The sequence below is a fragment of the Mesorhizobium sp. M5C.F.Ca.IN.020.29.1.1 genome, from assembly GCF_003997375.1.
Taxonomy (GTDB): domain Bacteria; phylum Pseudomonadota; class Alphaproteobacteria; order Rhizobiales; family Rhizobiaceae; genus Mesorhizobium; species Mesorhizobium wenxiniae.
In genome coordinates, this window is the sequence record NZ_RZSW01000888.1 from 1 (window position 1) to 1697 (window position 1697).

Annotated in this window: 2 protein-coding genes; both read right to left on the reverse strand. The window is 64.8% G+C overall.

Annotated elements, in window-relative coordinates; translation table 11 throughout:
- The coding region (locus EOA85_RS34655) for a DEAD/DEAH box helicase (RefSeq protein WP_127212677.1) at nt 1-736 on the reverse strand (736 nt) is incomplete at its 3' end.
- Nucleotides 737-957: 221 nt separating this feature from the next.
- A partial coding sequence (locus EOA85_RS34660; RefSeq protein WP_127212678.1) for an NlpC/P60 family protein occupies nt 958-1697 on the reverse strand: 740 nt, incomplete at its 5' end.

Below are 1697 nucleotides of genomic sequence, written 5' to 3' on the forward strand. Positions count from 1 at the left end.
CCTCCGAATCGAGAATGGAGATCTCCGGCTTGGCGCCGCCGGTGACGACAATAAGTTCGGCCAGGCCGCCCGGTGGATTCTGGCTGACCAGCCAGCGCCGCAGTTCGTCCGGCTCGGCGACCGTCGCCGACAGGCCGATCGTCTGCAAGCCGGGAACAAAGGATCGCAGCCGGGCCAGCCCGAGCGACAGGAGATGCCCGCGCTTCGAGGTCACCAAAGAATGCAGTTCGTCGAGGACGACGTAGTGCAGATCCTCGAAGAAGCGCCTGGCGTCGGGCGCGGCAATCAGCAGCGCCAGTTGCTCGGGCGTGGTCAGGAGAATGTCGGGCGGCGCCAGCTTCTGCCGCTGGCGCTTGTGCGCGGGCGTGTCGCCGGTGCGCGTCTCGATGGTAACAGGCAGCCCGATCTCTTCGACCGGTTTGCCGAGATTGCGCTCGATATCGACCGCCAACGCCTTCAGCGGCGAGATATAGAGCGTGTGGATGCCGCGGCGCGCCTGCTCCGGTTTTCTCCTTGGCCGGCCTGCCAGATCGGTCAACGAGGGCAAGAAACCAGCCAGTGTTTTGCCGGCGCCGGTCGGCGCGATCAGTAGCACCGACTGCCCGGCTTGCGCCCTTGCCAGCAGCTCGATCTGATGGGCGCGCGGCGACCAGCCTTTTTCCGCGAACCATTTGACGAATGGCTCGGGCAAGCGCACGGCGGCATTCTGTTCGGCGAGGCGCGGCTGCTCTGTCACGCGCCAGAGGTAGCGCGGCGGCGCGCAATCGCCAAGAAGAATCGGAACAAAAGGGGATCGAGCGCTCTTTTCCTTCCCTTGTGGGAGAAGGTGGATTGCCGCAAAGCGGCGAGACGGATGAGGGTGCTGGAAGAAATGAGGCGTTGGCGCTCCGTCCCGCTCATCCGTCGCCTTCGGCGACACCTTCTCCCCTTACAAGGGGGAGAAGGGAAGGTTTGCCCCTAAGGCCGCCGAAACCCCGTCGGGCCGCCATAGAGATAGCCGATGCGGGCGACGGCTTCCTTGAACCCTTCACGCGAGACCAGCATGGTGTGGCCATTGGCGTGGATCATGGTCTCTGGGTCAATCATGATCGCAACGTGGCCTTTCCAGAATACCAGATCGCCGCGGTGCAGTCCGGCAAAGTCCGGACCCGGTTCGAGCGCCTCACCGATGGTCGTCGCCTGCATGTCGGAATCGCGCAGCACTTGCCTGCCGGCCATGTGCATCGCCAGTTGCACGAGGCCGGAGCAATCGATGCCGAAGCCGGAGGCGCCGCCCCACAGATAGGGTGTGCCGAGAAACATCTCGGCAACCGCGACATAGTCGGGGGCAGCCTCGGCGACATGCCTGATATGGCCTGATATGACGGCCTCGCCGGACGGCAGCAGCGCATAATGCGTGCCGCGTGTTTCAGCCACGCCCGTCACCGTTACCGCCGATCCCATCGAGAGTTGCCCGCTCGGCGGAAACCGCAAATCCGGTCTGGGATAAAGGAAGGTGCGCGGCACCGAGACGACATGGGTGGGCGCTTGGCTCCGCGCGCCCAGCACAGTGTCGGCGACATAGCCGACATAGCCGTCGCGCTCGGCCTGGATCCAGGCCCAGCCTTCCGCGTCTTCGAAGACGAGGACGTCGTCGCCAAACAGAAGCTGGGTGTTGATGCCGGCATCCGGGTGCGGTGCCTTGCGGACATCGGCAA